The sequence below is a fragment of the Halorussus litoreus genome (genome assembly GCF_003382685.1).
Taxonomy (GTDB): Archaea; Halobacteriota; Halobacteria; order Halobacteriales; family Haladaptataceae; genus Halorussus; species Halorussus litoreus.
In genome coordinates, this window is the sequence record NZ_KZ859503.1 from 123,662 (window position 1) to 147,720 (window position 24,059).

The following is a 24,059-nucleotide window of genomic DNA, read 5'->3' on the forward strand; positions in this document are numbered from 1 at the left end:
CAGTTACTCCTGCTCGAAAATCGAATCGGAACTGAGTAGAACTCCAAAAAACGCCAGTCCACCCCTAGTCCGCGATTGCAGGTGCCTCAACGTCGTCCTCCGCTTCGGCTTCGATGACCCACAGGTCGCCGAACAGGTCGTCCTGATCGAGCGTCACGACCTCACGGTGAGACAGGAACAACACTGCGAGGAACGTCTCGATGCGCGACCCGCCGGCGCGCTCGATTTCGGCGTACAGCACCTCGTCGCGGCCCGCGTCGTAGTGGGTCCGAAGCTCCGTGCGCACGTCCTCGATGACCGCCTCGATGTCCTCGTCGTGGGCGTTGCCCAGCGTCTCGTCGGCGGTCGGCTCGTCGTCGACGCGCATGTCGTCGTCCATCCGGTAGTCGAGCGTCTGGGTGCCGCGCTCGAACCCGCTGGGCGAGTCGCTGGTGTCGTAGCTACGGGAGTCTTTCCACCACGAGCCGCGCTCGCGCTCGCGAAGTTCGCGGACGAGTTCGTCGAGGGTCTCCGGCGTGCCGCGGGCAGTCTTGCGCTCCAACCGGCGGTCCATCTCTTGTTCGAGTTGCGCCACGGGGTCGTACGCCGGGAAGTCCTCACCATCCGCTCCCTCCGGCATCGGCGCGTCCATCCCCGGACCCCACTCGTCCCACGGATCCTCGGGCTCTTCCTCTTCGTCGTCGTCGGCCAGCATGGCGTCGCTCTTCATCCGGAGCAACACGCTGGCGTAGAACAGCGCCCGGCCGGAGGTCCGGAGGTCGGCCTCGTCGAGCCGGTCGAGGAACTTGTCGGTGACCTGCACGATGTCGATGTCCCACGGCTCGATCTCGCCCTCCTCTGCGAGCTGGACGAGGAGTTCGACCGGCTCGGCGTCGTCGTCTTCCGGGTCGGGGTTCACGTCGAGCTCCTCGGCGATGATTGACTCGTCGTCCGACGATTCGGACTCCTCGTCGGTGGCGGTGCCGAACGCGCCCGAGGCCTCGGATTCGGCTTCCCGCTTGCGTTTCTCTTCTTCGTGGCCCGCGATGTTCAGCGAGAAGTCCTCGTCGCTCTCGTCGCCGGCTCGCGGGTCGTCGCTTCGCTTCTCCCCGCTCGCATCTCGAGACTCCTCCGGAGTCTCGCTAGTCATCCGCGGGCACCTCCTCGTCCCCGTCGCCGTCGCCCAACTGGATGCCCGTCACGGTGCTCACGTTGTCGCCCTGCATCGTGACGCCGATGGCGCGCTCGGAGCGTTCCATCATCGCCGAGCGGTGGCTGACCACGACGAACTGGGCGTCGCCCGCGAGTTCGTCGACCATCTCGCCGACGCGCTCTGCGTTGGCGGCGTCGAGGAACGCGTCGACCTCGTCGAGCGCGTAGAACGGCGCGGGGTTGTACCGCTGGATGGCGAAGATGAAGGCGAGTGCGGTCAGGCTCTTCTCGCCGCCCGACATCGCGTCGAGGCGCTGGATGGGCTTGTCGCCCGGCTGGGCCTTCATCGTCAGGCCGCCCTCGAAGGGGTCCTGTTCGTCTTCGAGGTGGAGCGTCCCAGTGCCGTTCGAGAGCCGCTCGAAGATCTCCTCGAACTGGTCGTCGATGGCCTCGAAGGCGTCCATGAAGGTGGCCCTTTTCTGGCTCTCGTAGGAGTCGATGCGCTCGCGGATGCCCTCGCGCTCCTCGACGAGGACGGACCGGCGCTCCTCCAGATCGTCGAGGTCCGACTTCACGTCGTCGTACTCCTCGATTGCGAGCATGTTCACCGGTTCGAGTTCCTCCATCTGGCGTTCGAGCCGCGCGATGTTGTCCTCGACCTCGTCGAGGTCCGGCACGTCGTCGGCCTCGTACTCGCCGACCTGTTCGTCGAGTTCGGCGACCTCCTGCTCCAGTCGGCTTTCGGCCCGCCGCAAGCTCTCCATCCGGTTTTCGACCGACTCGACCTCGGACTGTTTCTCGTCGCGGGCCTGCCGGGCCTCCCGGAGGTCGTCTTTCACGTCGCTGCGCTCGTCTTTGAGGTCGGCGAGTTCGTCTTCGAGTTCGGCGACCGCCTCGCGCTTCTCCTCTAAAAGCGCCTCCTGGTCGTCGATCTTGCTCTCTAACTCGTCGATCTTCTCCTCCTGCTCGGCTTTGCGGTTCTGGGCCTGCTCGATGTCGTCGTGGAGGTCCTCGATGGCCTCCTCGGCGTACTGCTTTTCGAGTTGCAGCTCGTTGAGTTCGGCGTCGAGGTCGTCGACTCTGTCTTCCAGTTCGTCGATCTCGCCCTCGATCTCCTCGGCTTGGGAGGTGAGTTCGGGAATCCGGGAGTCCGCCAGTTCGGACTCCAGCTCCGCGATCTCGCTCTCGACCGCCGCGATTTCGTCTTTGCGGTCGTCGATGTCGGCCTCGACTTCCTGCATCCGGTCGTCGACCTCCTCGCGCTCGGCTGCGAGTTCCTCGAGTTCGTCTTCGAGGTCGTCGATGCGGTCTCTCACGTCCGCGAGGTCCGACTCCCGGCTCTCGACGTTACTCTCGATGGAGCGGACCTGATCGGCGGCGTCGCTCCGGCGGTCGCGGGCGTCGTCGAGCCGGTCGTCCACGTCGCGGACGTCCTCGCGGACCGACCGGCGCTCGTCTTCGAGTTCGTTGATGCGCTGGGCGACTCGTTCGAGTTGGCCCTTGCCCGACTTCGAGAACGAGTAGCGCGAGCCGGACTTCGAGCCGCCGGTCATCGCGCCGCTCTTCTCGACCAGTTCGCCGTCGAGAGTCACCAACCGGTAGTCGCCCATGAAGTCCCGCGCGGTGTCGAGATCCTCGACGACCAGCGTATCGCCGAGCACGTACGAGAAGATGCCCGAGTACTGCGAGTCGAAGTCCACGAGGTTGAACGCGAAGTCGACGACTCCCGGGGCGTTGGGCGCGCTCGGGAGGCTCCGGTCGTGCATCTCGGTGAGCGGTAGGAAGGTGGCGCGGCCGGCGTTCCGGGACTTGAGGTACTCGATGCAGTCCTGGCCCACGCCGTCGTCGTCGACCACCACGTTCGCCAGCCGTCCGCCCGCGGCCGTCTCGCACGCGGTGGCGTACTGCTTGGACACGCCGCCGAGCTGGCCAACCGTGCCGTGGACGCCCGGCTTCTCGGCGTTCAGGATGGTCGAGACCGCCCGGCCGTACGAGGAGTCGCCGCCCTGGTCGGCCTTGGCTTCGAGCTCGGCGTACTCCTGCTGTCTGGCCTGGAGCTCGTCCTCCACGTCGTCGAGGTCGTCCTGTAGCTCGCGCTTGCGCTCCTTGAGGTCCTCGACCACCTCGTCGATCTGGGCGCGGTTGCGCTCGGCCTTGGCGAGTTCGTCCGCGAGGTCGTCGAGTTCGGCCTCGATCTCCGGAATGTGCTCGCGGGCCTCGTCGAGTTCGGCCTCCGTCTCGTTCTCGGCGTTCGAGCGCCGGCGGGCCTCGTCGAGCAGCCGGTCCTGCTCGCGCTGGAGGTCGTTGCGCTCGCTCTTGAGCTGCTCCAGTTCGTCGCGCTTTGCCGCGAGGTCGGCCTTCACCTCGTCGTACTCGGTGTCGATGGCCTCTATCTCGGCCTCGACCTCCTCGAGCTCGGCCTGCTTCTCCTGCACGTCGGCCTTCACCGAGGACTTCTCGATCTTGACGTCCCGGACGTCGCTCTCGAACTCCTCGACGTCCTCCTGCTTGCGGTCGATCTCTACGAACGCCTGCCGGCGGGCGTTCTCGGCGTCCTCGATCTTCTCCTCGGCCGACTCGATGGCGTCTTCGAGCCGCGAGATCTCGCCTTTGACCTCCTCGATCTCGCTCTTGATGCGGAGCTGTTCGTCCTCGCCCTTGCGCTCGATCTCGGCGTTCAGCTCCTCCAGTTCGTCTTCGAGTCGGATGACCTTGCCCTGCCGCTCGTCGAGTTCGGTCTGGAGGTCGGCCAGCTCGTCTTCGCGGTCGTCGATGTCCTCGCGCGTGTGGGCGAGGTCCTCGCGCTTCTCCTCCAACTCGGCGGCCTTCAGGTAGCCCTCGTACTCCTCTTTCTCCTCGCGCAGGCCCTGATATTCGAGGGCGGTCTCGCGCTCGTCGGCCAACTGGTCGAGCCGATCCTGCTTCTCCTCGATGCGGAGTTCGGCCTCCTCGATGCGCTCTTTGACCGTCTCGAGTTCCTCCAGGGCGTCTTCCTTCTTGGCGTCGAACTCCGCCACGCCCGCGATCTCGTCGATAATCTGGCGGCGCTCGTACGGCGTCATGTTGATGATCTCGGTCACGTCGCCCTGCATGACGACGTTGTACCCCTCTGGGGTGACGCCCGCCTGCGCGAGCAGGTCCTGGATGTCCGAGAGGTTGACCGAGCGGCCGTTGAGGTAGTAGTACGAGTAGTAGTTGTCGTCGGTCTCCTTCACCCGGCGCTTGATGGTGATCTCGTCGACGTCGCCGACGTTGTCCGACCCCGCGGCGTTGACGACCTGCGTCCGGTCGAGGGTGCCGTCGGCGTTGTCCAGTACGACCTCGACGCTGGCCTCCCGCGGGCCGCTGGACTCGTCGCTACCGTCGACGTGACCGGGGTTGTAGATGAGGTCGGTCAGCTTCTCGGCGCGGATGCCTCGGGTCCGCGCGAGTCCCAGCGCGAACAGCACGCTGTCGATGATGTTGCTCTTCCCCGAGCCGTTCGGACCCGAAACCGTCGTGAAGTCCTCGTAGAACGGGATCTCGGTCCTGCGTCCGAAGCTCTTGAAGTTGTCCAAGACGAGCTTTTTGATGTGCATGGGTGCTCGTACGCGGGGTCCCTAAGCGACGATGATGTCGTCGCCCGAGTCGGAATCGCCCCCCGTCTCGTCTTCCGAGTTGGTCTCGTCGCCTTTAGCCTCGTCGTTTTCCGCATTTTCTCTGCGCGTACGCGAGGCTTGCTCGGCCGATCCGTCGAGGTCGGCCGACTCGTCGACCGCGTCGGAGCGGTCGGGAGTGCCCGCCGACCGGTCGCGGGCCCCCGCGGCCGTCGACTCGCCCTCCAGCGTTTCGAGTCGGTCGTGAACCTCTACGAGTTCCTCGGTCAGTCCCTGTACGGTGGCTTCGAGCCGCTCGACCTGCGATTCGAGTTCCTCGATGCGCTCGTCCTGGTCGCTCATGTCCGTGTAGGGCCGCGGGGAGACCTTAAACGTACGTCAGACAGGTGTCAAAATTCCGTCTATACTGCCGGGCTCGTGAGACACACACTCGCCCGGCTGTTTTTCCAGAGAGTATAAGTATCTACCTTTGAAGTAGTGACTTGTTAAAGAAAAATGGCTGGGGGTAGCGAAGGGGAGTCAAGACGGGCGCAACTCCAGCGAATCGGGGCGGTCGCCGCGGTCGTCGTCCTCGTCGCGGCCGGGGTCGGCCCGTCGGTGGCCGTCGCGTTCGACGTCGGCGACTCGTCCAACGGTTCGCTCGCTCTACCGATTCCCGGCCCGACCAGCGGGAACGACGATGTCGACCACGGCGACGAGGAGACGACCATTCTTCCGACGATCTCCACCCCGAACGCGACGTCCGTCCCGGCAACCCCCGACCGGACGACCCGAGAGACCCACCCGTCCACGACCGCGGAAACCACGGATTCCACGAGCGGCGAGCGGCCCTCTACGACGGACGAACCCGCAGCCACGACGGACGAGCCACCGTCCACGACCGCCGAATCCCTAGCCTCGACCACCGACGAGTCAGTTCCGACGACCAGTGACGAAGGAGACGCCGAGAAGCCGTCAGCCGGCCCACCCGAGCGCCCCTCCGACCCGAGCGGACCGCCCGACGTCGGTCCCCCGGGATCCGGAAACGGTGGTCCCCCGGGCGTCGGTACCGGCGGCCCTCCCGACGTGGGTAACGACCGACCACCCGGCGTCGGTAACGTCGAGGTTCCCGGCCGGGGGAACGAGAACGCGAGTCGGCCTGAATCCGCAGCGAACCGCACCGGACCTCCACTGAACCGGACTGGACCACCGACGAATCACACTGGATTGCCCGGCAACCGGGCCGAACGCCCGGGCAACTGGACCGAACGACCCGGTAACGCGACCGAGCGACCTGGTAACGCGACCGAGCGACCTGGTAACGCGACCGAGCGACCTGGTAACGCGACCGACCGACCCGGGAACGGAACAGAGCGACCCGGAAACGGAACGGACCGACCCGGGAACGGAACAGAGCGACCCGGAAACGGAACAGAGCGACCCGGAAACGGAACAGAGCGACCCGGAAACGGAACAGAGCGACCCGGGAATAGGGCGGGAATACCCGGGAACGGAACGGAGCGCTTCGGCAACCGAACCGGCGGGGGGAACGCGACCGACTTACCCGACCCGGCCGAGCGCGAGGTGAACGTCACGGTCGAGAACGCCAGCGCGAACGCGTCGGTGTCGGTCGACGTCTCCGAGTCCGCCGACCCCGACGACGGCGTGTCGTTCTCGTCGGTGAACGTGACCCCGGCGAACGACGGGAGCTTCAGCCTGAACGTGACCGCCAGCGGGGATGCCATCCGGGGCAAGACCCCGTCGACGGCGCTCCCGAACGGGAGCCAGCCCCTCGGCTACCTGAGCGTCGACCACTCCATCCGGGACGAGAACATCAGCGAGGTCGGGTTCCGGTTCCGGGTCCGGGCCGACCGGGTGAACGGCTCCGAGCGCGAGGCGATCTCGCTCTACCGGTTCCACGGCGGGACGTGGAACGAGCTTCCGACGACGCTGGTCCGGACCACCGACAGCCACTACGTCTACCGGGTGCGCTCGCCCGGACTCTCGGAGTTCGCCGCCGGGAAGAAGCGCCCGGACTTCGAGATCACCGACGCCGCGGCGACCGACGAGACGCTGTCGACCGGCGACGACCTGCGAGTCCGAGTCCGTGTCGCAAACCGAGGCGGAGCCCACGGAACGTTCACCGCGCGGCTCGTCATCGACGGCGAACAGGTCGCCCAGCACCGCGTCTCCATCGCGGCCGACGGGATGCGCCAGACCACTTTCGAGCGGGAACTGACCGAGCCGGGGGCGTACGAGGTGTACGTCAACGACCATCGGGTGAGCGAGGTGGCGGTGGACGACGGTGCGACCGCTGACGGCGATGGAGCCGACGGCGACGCGACCACCGCTGCGTCGGCGGGCACGGAGTCGACTGACGAAGAGTCGGCGGAGAGAGATGACGACGCCTCCAGTCCCCGATCGACGGACTCGGTCGGTCGGGACGTGACCGAGTCGGCCACGACGTATCTCCCGAACGGCATCGCAGCGACCGATCGAACGTCCGCCTTAGGACTCGGGGCGGTCACGGCCGCGCTGGTCGTTGCGTGCGTCGCCGGGCGGTGCTGGCGCGAGTAACCCCGGTTCGTCAGGCCCGACCGTAATCTCCGTGCTCGACGGGCCTGAGGTCGATCCTGACGATGGATCCCCGCGGTTCGTTCTCGGTGAACGACAGGCGGCCGCCGGACCGCTCGACCACCCAGTGGACCAGCCAGAGGCCGAGCCCGCTGCCGTGTTCGAGGTCGGTCTCCTCGCCTTCGGTCAAGACAGTGCGTTCGTGAGCCGGAATGCCGGGGCCGTCGTCGGCGACCGCGATCCGGATCCACTCCTCGCCGTCCTCGACCACGGTGTCGACCGACACCGACACGGTCGGCTCCGCGTTGTCGTTGTGTTCGACTCCGTTTTCGCAGAGGTTCTCGACGGCAGCCGGGAACGCCGGAATCGCGCGCCCGTACAGCCCGTCGGGGCAGTCGGTCGACACGTCGGCGTCCGGGAACGACGATCGGACCTCGGCCGCGGCCTCCGTCGCCACGGCCGACACGTCCACCGGGGTCGGCCCCGGCTCTTCGTCCCGCATCGAGTTCTCGATTCGGCTGGCCTTCTCGCTCGTGTGGACGAGGTCCCAGCCGTGGGACGCGATCTTCTCGGCCGCGTCACAGATGGCCGGGTCGTCGGACTGTTCGGCCACGAACTCGGCGTAGTTGACCACCACCGTCAGGTCGTTTCTGAGGTTGTGGCGGAGCACCCGATTGAACACCTGCAGCCGCTGTTGGCTCTCTTCGAGTTCGGCCTCGCGGTCGCTCAGCGCGGTTGCGAGTTCCTCGAACCCCTCGCGGATCTGGTGCCACTCCTCGCCCGACGACAGGTTAGGGGTGTAGTCGTAGTCGCCGTTCCGGAGCGCGCGGAAGCCGTCGAGCAGCTTCTCGGCCTGCCGGATGTTCGCATTGTACTCCCAGACCGCCATTGCCACGATGAGCGACAGCACCAGGGCGAGACTGGCGATCTGGACGACGGCCATCTCCCGCAGCCGGGCGTCCAACGCCGACCGGTCCCTGCTGACCCGAACGGTCCACCCCGTCGATTCGACAGTCGCGGTGCTGGCGACGGCGTCGGTGAACGCCCGCGCCGGGTCGTGGAGTACCCGGCCGTCGGCGGTGACCGACACGGTTCGTCGCTCGGTCTCCAGCGACTGGGCCATCGGCAGGAACGTGAACTCGTTGACCGGGAGGTCGGCGACGAGGACGCCGACGATCTCGCCGTCCTCGAAGATAGGCGCACTGATTATCACGGCGTACCTGTCGGTCCCGCTCACGCGCTCGGGGTCGGTCACGGATATCTCGCCCGTTCGCGTAGTCCGGCGGACGTAGCTCCGGTCGCCGAAGTCCTCGCCGATAGTGTCACGCCGGGCCTCCTTGGTGACGTTGCCGCGAAACGCCACGACGGTGCCGTTCGACGCTATCACCTTCCCCGCGTGCACGTGGGGATTGCTCAGGAATCGCCGGAGGAACTCGTCGCTCCGGCTGAAGTTGCTGGCGTCGGGGCGCGAAGCGTAGAAGCCGACGTAGTTCTTCTCGTGTCCGATCTGGGCGTCGATCTGCTCGGCGGTCCGGGCTGCGGTCTGGTCGACGTTCTCCTGCATCCGCTCGACCGACCGATCTTTCGCCAACTCGAGCTGGCCGTACACGACGCCGCCCAGTACGAGCGTAACGACCAGCATCAACACCGCGAACCGGGTCCGAGCCTTCACGTTTCCTCAACGTCCACACCCGGGGGTAATGAACCCTGCTGAACTGGCGTTCGTTAGCCTTTAGCGCCCCCACGGACAACTTGGGCGTAATGACTGCACAGGCTGTCCAGCAGGAGGATCTCGCGGTCGTCATCGGACTCGAGGTCCACGTGCAACTGGAGACGGACACGAAGATCTTCTGCGGCTGTTCGACCGACGTGGCCGACGCCAAACCCAACAGCCACACGTGCCCGGTGTGTCTCGGCCTGCCGGGCGCACTCCCAGTGTTGAACGAGGCGGCCGTCGAATCGGCGGTCGAAGTCGGGAAGGCCATCGACGCCGACGTTCCCGAGGAGACGACGTTCCACCGGAAGAACTACTTCTACCCCGACCTCCCGAAGGGGTTCCAGATCACCCAGTACGACGCGCCAATCTGTCAGGACGGGGAGCTCGCCGTCGAGGTCGGCGGGCAGCGCAGGTCGGTCGGCATCCGGCGGGCCCACCTCGAAGAGGACCCCGGCAGCCTCCAGCACGCGGGCGGGAGCATCGACAGCGCCGACTACACGCTGATCGACTACAATCGGGCGGGCGTCCCGTTGATGGAGATCGTGACCGAACCGGACTTCCGCGACGCCGACGAGGTCCGGGCGTTCCTCGCCAAGCTGGAGGAGGTCCTGGAGTACCTCGGCGTGTTCGACAGCGGGCGCGACGGGAGCCTCCGCATCGACGCCAACCTCAGCGTTATCGACGCCGGGGAGATCGGCGACGACGGCGAGATAAGCGAGGAAGCCCTCGACGCGGCGAATCGGACCGAGGTCAAGAACATCTCCAGCCACAAGGGCGCACAGAAGGCGCTGGCCTACGAGGCGACCCGCCAGAAGAACGCGGTCCAGCGCGGCCGCGAGGTCGAACAGGAGACCCGCCACTGGGACGAGTCCCGCGGTATCACCGTCTCGATGCGCTCGAAGGAAGCCGAGAAGGACTACCGCTACTTCCGCGAGGCCGACCTGCCGCCACTGCAGGTCAGCGACTGGAAGGAGCGACTGGAGATTCCCGAGTTACCGGACGCCCGCCGCGAGCGCTTCCGCGAGGAGTACGGCCTGAGCGCGGAGGCCGCGAGCAAGCTCACCTCGACCCGGCAGGTCGCGGACTTCTACGAGGACGTGGCGAGCGAGTACGACCCCGACCTCGCCGCCACGTGGGTCGCGGACAACCTGCTCGGCGAACTCAACTACCGCGACAAGGCGATCACGGACGTGGCGGACCGCCTCGACGAGTTCACGCGACTCGTCGAGCTCGTCGCTTCCGGGGAGATCACCACGAAGAACGCCGAGGAGACCGTCCTCCGCGAGATGCTCGACGAGAGCGAGGACCCCGAGACCATCATCGAGCGCGAGGGGCTGGGCAAGGCCGACGAGGGCGAGGTCGAGGGTGCCGTGACCGACGCCATCGAGGAGAATCCGGACGCGGTCGAGGACTACCACGCCGGCGAGGACGGTGCGCTCAACTTCCTCGTCGGGCAGGTGATGGCCAAGACCGGCGGGAGCGCCGACCCCGGGTCGGTGAACGGGCTCCTGCGCGACCGGCTGGACGAGTAGCTCTCGTAACTCCCGAGAGCCGGAACAGGGCGAACAGACGGTGCGTGAGGTCGCGTGCTGTCCACCGCGAGGGGCGCACCGCGCTCCCGCCTCGACGCCCTCGCGGCAGTCGTCACGTCACGGGGACCTTTCGTCCCGCCTTCGCATTTAAAATCTTGCGCGTCCTCCCCGATATCGCGTCTCTCGGAGCTAATCCCCCGGAGTCGCCGCCGGCTCCTCCTCGACGACGCCCTCGCACCACGTGCCGAGGTTGAACCAGAGTACCCCGAGGACGAACGAGCCGAGCGCCGCCGCCGACCACGCCCACCAGAGCCCCTCGACGCCCCACGCGTATCCGGTGATCGAGACGCCGGCGAGCGTGACTGTCCCCTGGAACGCCAGGAGGAGCGCGAGCGGAATCCTGAGCAGCCAGCGCGAGAGTATCGAGAGCACCATCGCGACCCGGGTGTCGCCCGCACCGCGGAACCCGCCCTGAATCACCATCAGCCCGCCGAAGAAGGCGAGGAACGGCCCGATGATCCGGAGGAAGGTCACGCCCTCGGCGACGACCGCGGGGTCCGGGATGAACACGCGGATGGCAACCGCGGGGAACGCGAACAGGAGCGCGCCCGCACCGAACAGCACGGCCATCGTGCCGGCGGTCCCCTTCCACGTCACCTCGGCGGCGCGGTCGGGCGTGTCGGCACCGAGGTTCTGCCCGACGCCGGTCGCGGTGGCCTGTCCGACCGCGCCCGAGACGGTCCACGACACCGACATCAGCCGGAGGCCCACGCCGTAGGCCGCGGTCGCGATGGGGCCGAATCGGGCGACCAGCGCGGCCAGCGCCACCGAGGCCAAACTGCGGGCCAGTCCGTCGAGCGTCCCCGGGTATCCCACGTCGACGATCCTCCGGAGGACCGGCCAGTCGGGACGCAGGTCGGCGACCCGGAGCTGGATGCCCCAGTCGCCCCGCAGCAGGACGTAGATGCCAACTGCGGCCGCGAACACCCGCGCGATCAGTGTGGCGACCGCCGCGCCGCGGACGCCCCACGCAGGGAAGGGGCCGTAGCCGAGCACGAAGAACGGGTCGAGCACGACGTTGATGGCGACCGAGACTACGACCAGCCACATCGCGGTCCGGGTGTCGCCCGCGCCCCGGAGACACGCCCGGAACACGAAGAACAGGAACGTGAACGGGATGGAGACGAACAGCACTTCGAGGTAGTCCAGCGACATGGCGTACACCGCGCCGTCCGCGCCGAGCGCGACGAGTAAGGGGTGGCGGAACACGTACCCGAGGACCGCGAGCACGAGCGCGACGACGATAGTGAGCAGGAGGGTCTGGGCGACCACGTTGTCGGCCTCGCGGTCCTCGCCCGCGCCCACGTGCTGGGAGACGAGCGCGACCGAGGCCGCGGTCAGCCCCATCGCAACCGAGACGAACATCCACGCGGTCGGGAACATCAGCGAGACGGCCGCCACCGCGTTCGACCCGACCCGGCCGACCCAGAACATGTCCGCGAGGTTGTAGAACGTCTGGAGCAGGTTGCCCGCCACGAGGGGCCACGCGAGGCTCACGAGTCTGGGCGTGATGGCCCCGGTGGTCATGTCGACGCGGCTGTCGTCTGCTCCGGACACGGCTCTCGCTGGGAAGTCGCCCGAGTGGTCCTTAAACCCGTCCGTTCCGTTCGTGGTTGCTGGATTCGAGGTCGTGCGGTTCCCCCGTTAAGTAGCTCGGCCGACGGACGAGGACCCTATTTTCGAGAATCTTCGTTTTCGACCTCGGCGTGCGCTGCGCGGCGCGTTTATGCGCCGCGCAAAGCGCGCGAGGGATGAGTAGCGCAGGCCGGAGTGAAACGGAGGCCGAGCAACGCAAGAGGCTGGGGAGGTATGAGGCTCGCGGTCGCTGTTGCGGTGCGGTCCCTCCTGTGCCTCGGCGATAGCAGCGAGTTCAGTTCAGACAGCCACATCGAATCTCGTACAACGAAATGCACGGACTGCTGCTGTTCTCACAACTATCCACTATTCCCTTACACGCACCTACGCGCACTCGCTTACACGCACCTACGCGCACTCGCTCACACGCACTCACGCGCGCCTTGGACCGCCGCCCTCCTGCGATTTCCCGCGGCGAAAGCTTTACCCCGACAGTTGTCCTACCGAGGACACGATGACCGACCAGCGACCCCCGGAGCAACACCTGAACTCCGGACGCGCCCGGGCGTCCGGACGAATCTTCCCTCACGGAGGTGAGCCATGGAACTGATAATCACCGAGAAGGACAACGCTGCTCGTCGCATCGCCGACATCCTGAGCGGCGAGTCCGCCGAGGCCGACCGTCAGAACGGCGTCAACGTGTACAAGTGGGGCGGCCGCCGGTGCATCGGCCTGTCGGGCCACGTCGTCGGCGTGGACTTCCCGGACGAGTACAACGACTGGCGCGACGTCGAACCGGTCGAACTCATCGACGCGCCCATCGAGAAGAAGCCCACGAAGGAGAACATCGTCCGGACGCTGCGGCTGCTCGCCCGGAAAGCCGACACCGTCAGCATCGCGACCGACTACGACCGCGAAGGCGAACTCATCGGCAAGGAGGCGTGGGAACTCGTCCGCGAGGTCAACGACGAGGTTCCCATCCAGCGGGTGCGATTTTCCTCCATCACGCAGAACGAAGTCACCGAAGCGTTCGAGAACCCCGACGAACTGGACTTCGATCTGGCCGCTGCTGGGGAGGCTCGACAGGAGATCGACCTCATCTGGGGCGCGGCGCTGACGCGATTCCTCTCGCTGTCGGCGCGGCAGTTGGGCGAGGACTTCATCTCGGTCGGTCGGGTCCAGTCGCCGACCCTCAAGCTCATCGTGGACCGCGAGCGCGAAATCGAGGCGTTCGACCCCGAGGACTACTGGGAACTGTTCGCCGACCTCCAGAAGGCGGCCGAGGCGGCAGCGGACGCGAATCGAGTCGACGAGGACGCCTCGGCGGCGTTCGAGGCACAGTACTTCTACCGCGACGACGACGATAACGAGGCCGAGCGCGTCTGGGACGAGGACGCGGCGTCGGCCGTCTTCGAAGCGCTCGAATCGGCGAGCGAGGCCGTGGTCGAGCGCGTCTCGCGGCGAACCCGGACCGACGACCCACCGGCTCCGTTCAACACCACGCAGTTCATCCGCGCGGCGGGGAGTCTGGGCTACTCGGCCCAGCAGGCCATGAGCATCGCGGAGGACCTCTACACCGCGGGCTACATGACGTATCCGCGGACCGACAACACGGTGTACCCCGACGATCTCGACCCCGAGGAACTGCTCGACACCTTCGCTGGCGACCACCGGTTCAACGAGGACGCCGAGAGCCTGCTGGAGCTGGACGAGATCACGCCCACCGAGGGCGACGAGGAGACAACCGACCACCCGCCGATCCACCCGACCGAGGACGTGCCGAATCCGGGCGACCTGAGCGACGACGAATGGGAGATCTACGAACTCGTCGTCCGGCGGTTCTTCGCCACGGTGGCCGAGTCCGCGAAGTGGGAGCACCTCAAGGTCGTCGCGGGCGTGGACGCTGGGGCAGACGATGAAACCCATCGGCTCAAGTCCAACGGCAAGCGCCTCGTGCGCGAGGGCTACCACGCGGTCTACCCCTACTACAACACCAGCGAGAACTACGTCCCCGACGTGACCGAGGGCGAGGAACTGGCGCTCTCGGACGCCCGCATCGAGGACAAGCAGACCCAGCCGCCCCGGAGATACGGCCAGTCGCGGCTCATCGAGACCATGGAGAAGATGGGAGTGGGGACGAAGAGCACGAGACACAATACCATCGAAAAGCTGTACGACCGCGGCTACGTCGAGAGCGACCCGCCGCGACCGACCCAGCTGGCGAAAGCGGTCGTGACGGCGGCCGAGGAGTTCGCGGAGCTGGTCGTCAGCGAGGAGATGACCAGCGATCTCGAGCAGGACATGACCGCCATCGCGGAGGGCGAGGCCGACCTCTCGGCGGTCGCCGACGAGTCCCGCGAGTACCTCGAACGCGTCTTCGAGGAGCTGCGGGACTCGCGCGAGGAGGTCGCCGACCTGCTGCAGGAGTCACTGAAGGCCGACAAGGAACTCGGCCCCTGTCCGGAGTCGGGCCACGAACTGCTCGTCCGCCAGAGCCGAAACGGCTCGTACTTCGTCGGCTGCGACGGCTATCCCGATTGTGAGTACACCCTGCCGCTGCCGAACACGGGCAAGCCGCTCATCCTCGACGAGGAGTGCGAGGACCACGGCCTCCGCCACGTCAAGATGCTGGCCGGTCGGCAGACGTTCGTCCACGGCTGCCCGCTCTGCAAGGCCGAGGAGGCCGACGAGCAGGAGGACGAAGTCATCGGGGTCTGTCCCGAGTGTGGAGAGGAGGAAGGCGGCGAACTCGCGATCAAGCACCTCCAGAACGGCTCGCGGCTCGTCGGCTGCACGCGGTATCCCGACTGCGACTACTCGCTGCCGCTCCCGCGCCGGGGCGACATCGAGATCACCGACGAGCGCTGCGAGGAGCACGACCTGCCGGAGCTGGTCATCCACAGCGGCGACGAACCGTGGGAACTGGGCTGCCCCATCTGCAACTATCGGGAGTATCAGGCCCGCGAGAGCGAGTCTGGCAGCGACCTCGAAGCGCTCGACGGCATCGGTGCGAAGACCGCCGAGAAGCTGGCCGACGCAGGCATCGAGAGCGTCGACGACCTGAAAGACGCCGAGGTCGAGACGGTGGCCTCGGAGGTGCAGGGCGTCAGCGAGGATCGACTGCGGGGCTGGCAGGCGAAGACCTGACGCGACCACTTTTTGCTGCGTTCTCACGAGCAACGCGAGTGAGGGCTCGAAACGGTGAAGCCGTTTCGGCGGTCGGCGTCTCGCCGAGCGCAGCGAAGCGAGGCTCGGAAGACGCGAGTTGTCTTCCGGCACACGAGAGCGCCTCCCTTACAAAAACGTGGGGAAAAGCCTGCGCTCCTCCCTCCGGTCGTCACTTGGCCCGCTCGCTCACGTTCGTTCGCTCGCGGTGGATCGCAGGTGTACCGGTGGAAGGTCGGTCGTGGCGAGAGTAGCCTGTTGTCACTGTCGTCCGAGAGTGAGAGTATACCCGCACTTGAGGCGCAGTTCCCGCCGCTCTCCCGGACGATCCAGATTCGTACCAGCCGCGAATCGACCCAGTGACCGGCCGCGTTCGTCATCCCGCGCAGGTAACAAATTCTACAGACGAATCGCAACACAAACTATTTGGGTCTACTTGCCAAAAAGTTGGGTATGGCAATGGCGTCGGCCACGCGGGAAGAGAAAGCCCGTATCTACCGCAAGTACCAGCAGGGGGACGCGACGATGGACGACGTCCGCGAGGTGTTCGGCGACGATATCGACGAGTTCGAGGAGTTCGACGCGCTGATGGACGTCGTTAGCGAATCCGCCACGAACGAACCGTCCGACGATCTCTTCTGCTAGCGTTTCCCTAATTTATAGCCGAATGCAGAATTTTTATCCACGGATAGTGCAACCCGAACCGTAATGGCAGGTCTGACGAAGATTCTCGTTGACACCTCCACTCTCGAAGCGGTCTGCAAAACCGAACATTCGACGCCCGTCTTCGAACATCTCCCGCTCTCGACGACGGATATCTGTTTCGAGGAGATCAAACGCAACAGGTCGTCGAACGTCGACCGGACCCGAAAGGAAGCTCTTCGCACGGTCCTCGAACAGTATCGGACCCACGACAACCCGAACATCGTCCGAACGAGTGTCACGTACGAGCCGTACGTCGAAGATCAAGGTGAAGAATCCATCATCGACCTTCTGGAATCGAGAGACACCCAAGCGACGCGATACATCCTCCTGTTCGACGTCACTGCGAGCGACGAAATTCGAGACGTCGTCGACCTCGACGCGGTCGAAGTCAACACGCCAGGTCGGGCGTTCGAACTGCTGTGGCAAGGCGGGTACATTGCGGAGCGAACCCACTACCAAGCACTGCGGCAGATCGCGAACGAAGAGGGGTGGAAAGGCGAGGCGCTCGTCGAAGCCCTGCCGAAGACGCGGTATCAGGACGTTTTCTAGCCGTTCACTCGGCCGCTACCAGCCACCCGAATGCTACATCCGCGCCGGATGCAGACGCAACTGCGCGCCAGCAGAGCGGGCCGGTCCGATTCCACGACCGTCCAGTGGCCGCTCCTCACTCCCCCACGGCGTCCTCGACGATTGCGATCTCGTCGTCGGTCAGCCCGTACAGTTCGTAGACGATCTCGTCGATGAGGTCGTCGGTGCGCTCGATCTTCGCGTCGAGTTCTTCGGCGCGTTCTTTCGTCTCGACGTAGCTCTCCAGCCCGCCCGCCACGTCTGCGACGGTGGGCAGCGTGAGCTTCTCCAGTCGGTCCACCAGCGAGTTCGTCTTGGTGGCGTTGTCCCGGAACCCCGCGAAGCCGCCGGCCTCCGCGACCGCGACGGGGACGAACGCCTCCACGAGGTCGGCCTCGGTCTCGGAGAGGTCGGTGATCCGGAGCGCGGGCAGGAACTCCGTCTCGGTGTAGCCGTACTGGTCGAGGTCGTGGCCGCTTCCGCGGGCTTCGCCCGCTCCAGTCCGAGACCCTCCCGCTGGTCGCGTCTCGCTGTCTTCATCATCGGGTTTGTACCGCGCCGTGAGGTGGATGGTGACGGTGGCGGAATCCTCGCGCTCGACGTTCGCGCGCTCGATCTGGAGTTTGGTCCGCGTCTCGGTGGTCTCGTTGAGGATGGAGTCCGCGCTGTTCGTCGGGGGTTGGCTGAAGCCGATTTCGGTGATGGTGGGGCCTTCCGAATAGTTGCCGAGGTGGTCGAGAAGGGAGAGGTTGAGAGTTCGGAGTTCTTTCTCTTTGTCCTGACATTCGACAGCAGACTCACGAAGTGTTTCCAACTTTTCGCGAGGGATGTTATCTTGCGAGAGTATCGGCAAATCACCGACATATGTTGAGCTATTCATGTAATACCCACCACGCATCATGGAGGCGATATTGTGCAGGTACATCTCTAAGAGATTTGAATTAAGGACTGCAACGAGGTAGGGGTCATCTTGAGTGAAAAAGAAAACCGTCTTGTTCAAGAAATAACCCTCAGTATCGAGAGTGAATTTTGTGTTTTTCGATACCTCGGGGAAAATTATCTTGTCCTTCGAAAACTCGGAGTAGTAGTCACAAGGTCGAAGATGATACCACTTTTCACCACGCTCGGTCCGCTCTTCTAAAGATTCTCGGTACTGTTCCAGATATGACTGAATGCCGGGGTAGTTCTCAATCTTCACACCCCCATGCAACCACAGAAGGTATTCATTGTCAAAGTTAATCGAATGGTTCTCAATATTTTGGCCGGAGATGAATTCTTTGATCAATTCTTCAGAACCGCGATCTGAACGAATTATATCTTCCTTTTCATATTCGTCAATAATCAAAGCTTCATTGAAGCCCGTCATTATACCACGACGAATACCAGTATCGATTATGTCAGAGAGTTTTTCTCCCCTTGAGTCCATCTTGTTCATGATTTGCGTCTGTTCTGGACTCCCGAAAGTCCAACTTTCACCTTGGAAATGGTCACTCGGAACTAAAGCGGAGTTCGAGTCAATAATAGATTGCAAGTCTGAGAAATCCAAATGTGGAATCTTAGCGAACTCCGTTTTACTTTGCTTGACCCCCTTTTTCAGTATAAAGATAGCAGGATAGGTGGTTGCACCATCAAAGACTGGCAAGTCGCCAAAGTCACAAACAGAATCGATTTGGTGATTGTTTGAAAGGAATTTGCGGAGTCCCTTTCCATAGTCAGCAGTAACAAATCGATTCGTGACAATGAGACCAAGCATTCCCTGCTGGCGCAGAACTTGAGTTGACTGCTCAAAGAAATACGTGTAGAGATCAGCAGTGCTATCGTAGGTTTCGAATTTTGTCTGGAAAAACTTCTTGAATCTGCTGATAGACTCCTGCCGCACATACGGCGGATTCCCGACCACAGCATCGAACCCGGCATCCGACGATAACTCACCGCTCCCGTCGAAGAACACCTCGGGGAACTCCAGTTCCCAGTGGAAGAACTGCTCGGTCGCCGCCATCGCCTGCGCACTTGTGAACCAGTCGGACTCGGCCACCTCGTCCCACGAGTCGTCGCGGAGCGCCCTCGCCATCTGCTCGTCGGCGTCGTCGGGCACGTCGAGGCCGAACTGTCCGGCGGTGTGGACCGAACACATCTCCAGCAGGTGGCGGAACTGCGGGTCGTCCCGGATCTCGTCGTAGGTGCGCTCCATCTGCTTGATGTCCGCGAGTTCGTCGTTCTCGATTGCCAGCAGGTCCGCCATCAGGTCCATCACGTGGTCGAGCGCCTCCTGACGGGTCTGCTCCATCCAGTCCGAGAGCGTCGTCTGACCGGACAGGTCGTCGTCACCGTCGTCGGTCGACAGTATCCGGCTGATGTCCGACCCCACCAGCGAGTTGCCGGTCTTGAGATGGTGGTCGAGGAAGGCCAGCGGCTGGTCGGCCGCCAGCGTTTCGAGCCACATCGACAGCTTCGACAGTTCGACCGCCATGTCGTTGAGGTCCACGCCGTAGATGCACTCCTTGGCGATCTTGCGCCGGATCTCCTGCTCGTCGTACGACTGGAGTTCCTGCTCGCGCACCACCGCCATCACGCGCTCGGTGAGATACCCCGTCGCCTTCGTGAGGAAGTGCCCGCTCCCCATCGCCGGGTCGAGGATCTTCAGCCCCCGAACTCGCTGCCAGAAGCGTGCGAAGTACTCCCGGTCGCTCGGCTCCAGCCCGTCGTCCCGGAGGTCCTCGTCGATCTCGGCGACCAGCGGGTCGACCGTCTCCTCGACGATGTAGGTCACCACGTAGTCGGGCGTGTAGTACGCGCCGGTCGCCTTGCGCTCGCCCTCGTCGTTGACGACGTACAGGCTTCCCCCGGGGACCGTTTCGACCGCGTCGGCCACCGACACCTCGGTCGCGGGCTTCCACACCTGCCCGCCGTCCTCGGCGACCGCGGCGTACTGCTCGGGCGCGATGCGGAACTCGTGTTCGAGCAGCCCCTCGTAGATGGAGCCGAGGTGGCGCGTGTCGAGGTCGGCGTAGTCGGCGAGCACGAACTCGCCCTCGTCGGTCTCGGTGGTCGAGAGCCGGTAGATGACCTCCGCGATGTACCGGTCAGAGACGCTGTTCTCGGTGAGGAACCCGTGCTCGTCGGCATCGAACAGCCCGCCGTTGTACGCCGTGACCCCGAGCGCCGCGTTGCCCTCGTCGATCAGCCCGAACAGGTCCCGCAGTCGCTGCCAGATGGACGTGGAGAACTCGCTGTACGCCTCGTCGAACGTCTCGCCGTCGTCTCTCGTCCGGAGGATGTCGAGTCGCTTCTGGTCGAGGCTGAAGTTGTCCCGGTACTCGTCCTTCGCGTCCGGGTCGTCGGGGTTGATGAGTTGGCGCGACTCGGCGTACAGGATGAACATCAGGCGGTACAGCAAGACGAGCGACTGCTCTTTGAGTTCGTCGAGCGCCTCCTCGTCGTCGGGGTCGATGTCGAGGTCGTTCGTCTCGACGAACCCCTTCCCGAGCACTCGAAGCGCGGTGAAGACGTTGTCCTGCAGGTCCTCGCCGAGTTCCTTGGCCGCGGTCTCGCTCTCGGTCCACACCGTGTCGAGGAAGCTGGTTCCGGCCACGCTCCGGAACGCCTGGGGCCGGAAGAACAGGTAGAAGTACTTGAAATCCTCGACGTTGCCGGTTTCGAGCAGTTCCGGCAGGTCGACCTCGTAGAACGTCTGGGTCTCGTAGTCCTTGGTCCCGTACAGTCGCCACTTCTTCCCATCGGTCAGGATGCCCCACTGGACCGACTCGGGCGTTCGTTCGAGGTAGAACTTCACCTGATGGGACGCGTCGCGGTACTGTCGCTCCTCGCTGAACCGCTCGGTGAAGCTCGACCCCCACTGCTTGGCCTCCAGCACCGCGGACGCTCGCTTGAACAGTACCTCGGCGTCGCCCTCCATCCCCTGCATCTCGGCCTCCCGGCGGGCGTCCGCGGACTCGAACAGGAGCCGGTCGACGTACCCGCCGCCGTCGGGAAGCGTCGCTTCCGGCCGCGCGCCGTACCCCAGTACGTCCAGCACCGGGTCGATCCACGCGTCTATCAGGGCGTCCTCGTTCTGGCCCGCCGCCAGTCCGCTCTCCTTCTCGTACAGCGACTGCAGTTGCTCGAACACCGCTTCGACGCCCTCGGCCGACTCCCACTCGTCGAGTTCGTCGATCCGCTCCTTGAGATAATGGTCGGTGAAGAGATTGGAGTTCCGGTATGGTTTCCGGGACAGCGTCGATTGACTCATCTGAATATTCGGTGTCATGGACACCATCGACATGAAACTACTGCATATCCGTCCGGACAGGCCCGACGAGAGTGACTGGTGGGTCCGTTGTTCCCCGCGTAGCTCCCCGATTCGAAGACGTTTTAGTCGCTCCTTTTGATTACACAGGTAATGACCGCACCGTGGGACGACTGGGACCACGTCGTCAAGCTGGACCCAGACAAGAGCCTCGCGCCGGGCGAGAGCTTCGAGGACGTCTGCGAGACCGGCACCGACGCGCTCGAAATCGGCGGGACGACCGGCATGACAGAGGAGAAGATGGAGAAGGTCATCGCGGCCTGCGGCAAGTACGACGTGCCGATCTATCAGGAGCCGTCGAACCCCGCCGTCGTGGTCGAGCGCGAGGAACTCGACGGCTACCTCGTCCCCACCGTGCTGAACGCCGGCGACCCGTTCTGGATCACCGGCGCGCACAAGGAGTGGGCGCGCATAGAGGACGTCGACTGGTCGCGCAGCCACGCCGAGGGGTACGTCGTGCTCAACCCCGACTCCAGCGTGGCCGAGTACACCGAGGCCGACTGCGACCTGACCGCGGAGGACGTCGCGGCCTACGCCGAGGTCGCGGAGCACCAGCTCGGCCAGCCCATCCTGTACGTCGAGTACTCGGGCACGTTCGGCGACCCCGAGGTGGTCGCGGCCGCGGCCGACGCGCTCGACGACGCGGCGCTGTTCTACGGCGGCGGCGTCCACGACTACGACACCGCTCACACGATGGCCGAGCACGCCGACACCGTGATCGTCGGCGACCTCGTCCACGACGAGGGCTGTGAGGCCGTGCGCGAGACGGTCGAGGGTGCGAAGGACGCGGCGAAGACCGCAGCCGAGTCGGTGTAACCCGCCAACCCCCGATTCGGCCGCCAATCCCAGCTTCGCCCGCCAACCCCGATTCGCCCGCCGCTTCTCGTCTTCGTTCCGCTCCACGTCAACTACTCTCTATCCGCCCTCTGCTCCCAATCCTCGGACAGAACGCCCTCTTGCCAAATATTTATCTCCCACCGATGAAACCATACCCGTATGGTCGTGATATTAATGGGGAACGTTCAGGGACACGAGTTCGACTTGCTCGGCGACGAGATACGGTCGCGGGGGAGCGAGGTTACGATCGTCGATCTCGACGAGTGGCCGAGCGAGAAGCCGGTGGCCCAGAACGTCGACGAGAAGTCCGTCCGGATCGGCTCCGAGACCATCCCGATGGCGGACGTGGAGGGCGTGTTCGCTAGGCCCAACACCCTGTTCATCCCGGCGGTCGAGGACCGACTCCACGGCAGTCTGAGCGACGCCGATAACCCGTACGCCGCGCTGACCCAGATACGGGAGTACCGCGGCCTGTTCGAGAGTGTCCTCCAGTCGCTGGAGTACCACGGGGCGACCGTGATACCGGCGGTCGACGCGCTCGTCTGGGAGGAGATGAACCCCTACGGCTGCGACCTGTTCGACTCGATGGGCATCGACGTGCCCGAGACGCTCGCGACGAACGACTCGGCGGCCGCGAAGCAGTTCCTCGAATCCCACGGTAAAGTCGTGTACAAACCGGTCGCCGGGGTCGGCGGCGCGCACGTCATGACCGACGACGAGACCGAGGAACTCGAGAACCTGACCACGCCGGTGCTGTTCCAGGAGTTCCTCCCCGGCGACGACGTTCGCGCGTACGTGCTGGACGGCGAGTTCCTCGGTGCCTTCCAGTACAGCTACGACGACGAGTCGTTCTCGTTCAAGTGGACCGACAGCGAGATCGCCGCCGAAGCGGTCGAACTGCCGGCGTCGGCGAAGCAGGACGTACTCCGCGCCGTCGAGGCGACGCCCGCGGACTACGCCACCGCGGACCTGCGACTCGGGGACGACGGCTCGTACTCGCTCATCGAGGTCAACGCCGGCGGCCGGTTCATGCTGTCGGACTCGAGCGGGATAACGAACGTCGCCGACGCGCTCGTCACCCACCTCCTCGACTAACCCGATGACGGAGCACGTCGTCGTCGACGACGCCCGATACGGGTTCACGTGGTACCGCGTGGACGGCCAGTACTTCCTCGAATCCGAGGACGGCTATCGGCGGGTGAACGACTCGGTCGTCGACCTGCTGAACAAACTCGCGCGGGGAACGCTGACCGTCGAAGAGCTACGAGCGCAGGCGAACGGCGGCCCTGCGGTCGTCGAGGGGTCGGGGACGAACCCGGAGGAGGTGCTCTCGCTCGTCGAGACCTACCTCGAACGGGGCATCCTCCGAGAGGACGAACCGGTCGTCCGCGTCACGCCGCCCGACGACGTGAGACTGTGGCCTCGCGTGGCGGTCTTCCTCCTCGTCCTCTCGGCGTTCGGAGCCGTGGTCGCACCGATCGCGTCGAGCGTGTCGCCTGCGCTGCTCTCGCGGCTGTCCGTCGGTCAGATCGCGTCGATAGCGGTGCTGTCGGCCGGCTTCGTCGCGATCCACGAGTACGGCCACTACGCGGTCAGCGCCCGCCACTTCGATCCCTCGGTTCGGCTCGACGTCGTGAACGGCGTCGTCCCGGCGGTCGTCACGGACACCACCGGATCGTGGACGCTGCCCCGCAACCAGCGCATCTGGATCAATCTCGCCGGGCCGCTGTTGGAACTCGGCGCGGCCGTTCCGTTGGTTGCCCTCCACTACGTCTTTCCGAACCACCTCGTCGTCCAACTCCTGCTCCTCGCCGTGTTCGGGCACGTGGTGTTCGCGTTGAACCCGTTGATACACGGCGACGGCTTCTGGATCCTGTGTGACTACTTCGGTCTGCGGGACGTGCGCCAGCGCGGATTCGAGGACCTGCGAGCGCTCCGGCCCTCCTGGACGGCAGCGTACGTGGTGGTGTCGTACGGCCTCGGAGCGGTTCTCGTGGTCTGGATGACCGTCACGTTGGCCGCGCTCCTCGGACTGGTCGAGTTTCACGTCCCGGTCTGAGCCGTTCGTTCGCGTCGGCGGAGTCCGAGCGATAGACGCGAGCGCAGATCGTCGAGGTACGATGGGCGTCGAAACCCGAAAAAGGGTGTTTTATCGCCGTCGTGCAGTGGGCAGATCGGTGCCTGCGTCGGAACGCTTTACAGCATCTCGACGGAGATGCACGAGGGGAGTGCGGTACTTTCTCGCTCGGTCACTTGGCTATCTTCGAGTTCGCCGATCAGGTGCTTGCTATCGTCGTTCATGGTACTCCATTGCA

At 64.9% G+C, this 24,059-nt stretch carries 14 protein-coding genes; 8 read left to right on the forward strand and 6 right to left on the reverse strand.

Annotation, left to right across the window (positions count from 1 at the left end):
• Window positions 1-64 precede the first annotated feature (64 nt).
• The 3 genes from DPQ64_RS00605 to DPQ64_RS00615 are packed head-to-tail and all read right to left on the reverse strand — an operon-like array spanning window position 65 to window position 5,069.
• On the reverse strand, window positions 65-1,129 hold the full coding sequence (locus tag DPQ64_RS00605) for a segregation and condensation protein A (RefSeq protein ID WP_115862410.1): 1,065 nt from the start codon (window positions 1,127-1,129) through the stop codon (window positions 65-67).
• Window positions 1,122-4,709, reverse strand: a complete 3,588-nt coding sequence (smc, locus tag DPQ64_RS00610; RefSeq protein ID WP_115862411.1) for a chromosome segregation protein SMC — start codon at window positions 4,707-4,709, stop codon at window positions 1,122-1,124. The genes DPQ64_RS00605 and smc overlap by 8 nt, the downstream gene beginning before the upstream one ends.
• Window positions 4,710-4,730: 21 nt before the next feature.
• Window positions 4,731-5,069, reverse strand: coding sequence for a DUF7518 family protein (locus DPQ64_RS00615; RefSeq protein ID WP_115862412.1), 339 nt, complete (start codon window positions 5,067-5,069; stop codon window positions 4,731-4,733).
• A 1,221-nt stretch (window positions 5,070-6,290) separates the two neighbouring features.
• Between DPQ64_RS00615 and DPQ64_RS18460 the strand changes: the two genes are divergently transcribed.
• Window positions 6,291-7,283: a PGF-pre-PGF domain-containing protein gene (locus DPQ64_RS18460; protein ID WP_157971535.1), complete on the forward strand. Its 993-nt coding sequence runs from the start codon at window positions 6,291-6,293 to the stop codon at window positions 7,281-7,283.
• Window positions 7,284-7,293: 10 nt separating this feature from the next.
• Here the strand turns inward: DPQ64_RS18460 and DPQ64_RS00625 are convergent, their stop codons facing one another.
• Window positions 7,294-8,952 (reverse strand): sensor histidine kinase, encoded by a 1,659-nt coding sequence (locus DPQ64_RS00625; protein WP_115862414.1) that lies wholly within the window; start codon window positions 8,950-8,952, stop codon window positions 7,294-7,296.
• An 89-nt stretch (window positions 8,953-9,041) separates the two neighbouring features.
• Here DPQ64_RS00625 and gatB point away from each other — a divergent pair, with 89 nt between their 5' ends.
• On the forward strand, window positions 9,042-10,529 hold the full coding sequence (gene gatB, locus DPQ64_RS00630) for an Asp-tRNA(Asn)/Glu-tRNA(Gln) amidotransferase subunit GatB (protein ID WP_115862415.1): 1,488 nt from the start codon (window positions 9,042-9,044) through the stop codon (window positions 10,527-10,529).
• Between the two features lie 189 nt (window positions 10,530-10,718).
• Here gatB and DPQ64_RS00635 read toward each other — a convergent pair whose 3' ends face one another.
• Window positions 10,719-12,116 carry an MATE family efflux transporter gene (locus DPQ64_RS00635; RefSeq protein WP_115862446.1) on the reverse strand — a complete coding sequence of 466 codons (1,398 nt, stop codon included), beginning with the start codon at window positions 12,114-12,116 and terminating at the stop codon, window positions 10,719-10,721.
• Window positions 12,117-12,764: 648 nt separating this feature from the next.
• Between DPQ64_RS00635 and DPQ64_RS00640 the strand changes: the two genes are divergently transcribed.
• The 3 genes from DPQ64_RS00640 (at window position 12,765) to DPQ64_RS00650 (ending at window position 16,583) form a co-directional block, all read left to right on the forward strand.
• The gene (locus DPQ64_RS00640; RefSeq protein WP_115862416.1) at window positions 12,765-15,311 is read left to right on the forward strand and encodes a DNA topoisomerase I; all 2,547 of its coding nucleotides are present in this window, start codon (window positions 12,765-12,767) and stop codon (window positions 15,309-15,311) included.
• A gap of 471 nt (window positions 15,312-15,782) precedes the next feature.
• Window positions 15,783-15,974, forward strand: coding sequence for a hypothetical protein (locus tag DPQ64_RS00645; RefSeq protein WP_115862417.1), 192 nt, complete (start codon window positions 15,783-15,785; stop codon window positions 15,972-15,974).
• A gap of 63 nt (window positions 15,975-16,037) precedes the next feature.
• Entirely contained in the window at window positions 16,038-16,583 is a 546-nt protein-coding gene (locus DPQ64_RS00650) for a hypothetical protein (protein WP_115862418.1), read from the forward strand.
• 115 nt (window positions 16,584-16,698) lie between these two features.
• Here the strand turns inward: DPQ64_RS00650 and DPQ64_RS00655 are convergent, their stop codons facing one another.
• Window positions 16,699-20,850 (reverse strand): Eco57I restriction-modification methylase domain-containing protein, encoded by a 4,152-nt coding sequence (locus tag DPQ64_RS00655; RefSeq protein WP_115862419.1) that lies wholly within the window; start codon window positions 20,848-20,850, stop codon window positions 16,699-16,701.
• Between the two features lie 150 nt (window positions 20,851-21,000).
• Here DPQ64_RS00655 and DPQ64_RS00660 point away from each other — a divergent pair, with 150 nt between their 5' ends.
• The 3 genes from DPQ64_RS00660 to DPQ64_RS00670 all read left to right on the forward strand — a co-directional run bounded on the left by DPQ64_RS00660 (window position 21,001) and on the right by DPQ64_RS00670 (window position 23,803).
• Window positions 21,001-21,723, forward strand: a complete 723-nt coding sequence (locus DPQ64_RS00660) for a phosphoglycerol geranylgeranyltransferase (RefSeq protein ID WP_115862420.1) — start codon at window positions 21,001-21,003, stop codon at window positions 21,721-21,723.
• 180 nt (window positions 21,724-21,903) lie between these two features.
• Entirely contained in the window at window positions 21,904-22,839 is a 936-nt protein-coding gene (locus tag DPQ64_RS00665) for an ATP-grasp domain-containing protein (RefSeq protein ID WP_115862421.1), read from the forward strand.
• 4 nt (window positions 22,840-22,843) lie between these two features.
• Complete coding sequence (locus DPQ64_RS00670) at window positions 22,844-23,803, forward strand: hypothetical protein (protein WP_115862422.1); 960 nt, start codon at window positions 22,844-22,846, stop codon at window positions 23,801-23,803.
• Window positions 23,804-24,059 lie beyond the last annotated feature (256 nt).

Excerpts from the sequence above, each read along its gene's own strand:
- DPQ64_RS00605 (WP_115862410.1), bottom strand. The coding sequence starts at position 1,129 with ATGACTAGCGAGACTCCGGAGGAGTCTCGAGATGCGAGCGGGGAGAAG.
- smc (WP_115862411.1), bottom strand. The coding sequence starts at position 4,709 with ATGCACATCAAAAAGCTCGTCTTGGACAACTTCAAGAGCTTCGGACGC.
- DPQ64_RS00615 (WP_115862412.1), bottom strand. The coding sequence starts at position 5,069 with ATGAGCGACCAGGACGAGCGCATCGAGGAACTCGAATCGCAGGTCGAG.
- gatB (WP_115862415.1), top strand. The coding sequence starts at position 9,042 with ATGACTGCACAGGCTGTCCAGCAGGAGGATCTCGCGGTCGTCATCGGA.
- DPQ64_RS00635 (WP_115862446.1), bottom strand. The coding sequence starts at position 12,116 with ATGACCACCGGGGCCATCACGCCCAGACTCGTGAGCCTCGCGTGGCCC.
- DPQ64_RS00640 (WP_115862416.1), top strand. The coding sequence starts at position 12,765 with ATGGAACTGATAATCACCGAGAAGGACAACGCTGCTCGTCGCATCGCC.
- DPQ64_RS00645 (WP_115862417.1), top strand. The coding sequence starts at position 15,783 with ATGGCAATGGCGTCGGCCACGCGGGAAGAGAAAGCCCGTATCTACCGC.
- DPQ64_RS00650 (WP_115862418.1), top strand. The coding sequence starts at position 16,038 with ATGGCAGGTCTGACGAAGATTCTCGTTGACACCTCCACTCTCGAAGCG.
- DPQ64_RS00655 (WP_115862419.1), bottom strand. The coding sequence starts at position 20,850 with ATGAGTCAATCGACGCTGTCCCGGAAACCATACCGGAACTCCAATCTC.
- DPQ64_RS00660 (WP_115862420.1), top strand. The coding sequence starts at position 21,001 with ATGACCGCACCGTGGGACGACTGGGACCACGTCGTCAAGCTGGACCCA.
- DPQ64_RS00665 (WP_115862421.1), top strand. The coding sequence starts at position 21,904 with ATGGTCGTGATATTAATGGGGAACGTTCAGGGACACGAGTTCGACTTG.
- DPQ64_RS00670 (WP_115862422.1), top strand. The coding sequence starts at position 22,844 with ATGACGGAGCACGTCGTCGTCGACGACGCCCGATACGGGTTCACGTGG.